Here is a 913-nt window from a genome sequence, read left to right on the forward strand (position 1 = left end):
TGAAGTCATCTTGACTTTTTAGTTTTGTAAAACTTTTTCAGTCCTATAACAATAAAAGCAATGAAGTTCCAAGCCATCCAGCTAGAAAGTGTGGTGTCAAATCTATTTAGTAAAGAACGAAAGCTATCTAACCAAGCATTCGTTCTTTCAATAGCATATCTTTCTTTATATAGTTGTTTATCAAAATAATCATCTTCATTATCTTGCCCATTTCGTTTATTTGGACAGATGTTAGCTATTATTTCTTTATCACTAAATATTTTTCTAAGCTTCTGAGAATCAAATCCAGCATCAGCATTAATAAACAATCCTGATAGAGATATTTTAGCATTAGTTAGTTGACTAGCTATATCTTCAAAATAGACTTCTATATCAAACAAATCATTGTGATTTCCTGCTATCGGTTTTGACATAGCTAATGGTAGACCTTGACGATCTGTAAAATATAAAGAATTCGTCGTTTTACGTTTTTTTCTACCTTGATAAGCTACTTGTTCTCCGCCTCTTAAAGCTGTAGTATGGCTTCCGTCTAAGTCTGCACTTGATAAATCAATAAGAGACTTATTCTTTTTTAATAATTCTGTCCAACAAGATTGCCATACATCTGCTTTGCACCAATTACGAAAATGACCAAATACTGTTTTATGACTTAATACTTGAGAACTAAACAAGGCTTCAACTGGTAAATAACTCCATTGGATACCTGTTTTTAGTTTGTACAATATAGCATTAACTATCTCATAAAGTGGAGCTTTTGATTTAAATCCTCTTTTTGGAAGTGGTAAATGTGGTACTATATCTAATTCTATACTATCTTTGTGGAGTACTTGGTACAAGGGGTTGTAGGTTTTGTTTGTTTAGCGACACAAATTTCTATAACCCTTTTTTATTTTACAAAAGTCAAGACGACTTC

The 913-nt window shown here is 31.8% G+C and carries 1 protein-coding gene; it reads right to left on the reverse strand.

Going from position 1 to position 913, the window contains the following annotated elements; genetic code table 11:
- Window positions 1–5: 5 nt before the first annotated feature.
- A complete protein-coding gene (locus AABL81_RS13515; RefSeq protein WP_341341324.1) occupies window positions 6–836 on the reverse strand; it encodes an IS5 family transposase in 831 nt (276 codons plus the stop codon).
- Window positions 837–913 lie beyond the last annotated feature (77 nt).

The sequence above is a fragment of the Myroides sp. C1519 genome, assembly GCF_038039755.1.
In the GTDB taxonomy this organism is placed as follows: Bacteria; Bacteroidota; Bacteroidia; order Flavobacteriales; family Flavobacteriaceae; genus Flavobacterium; species Flavobacterium phaeum_A.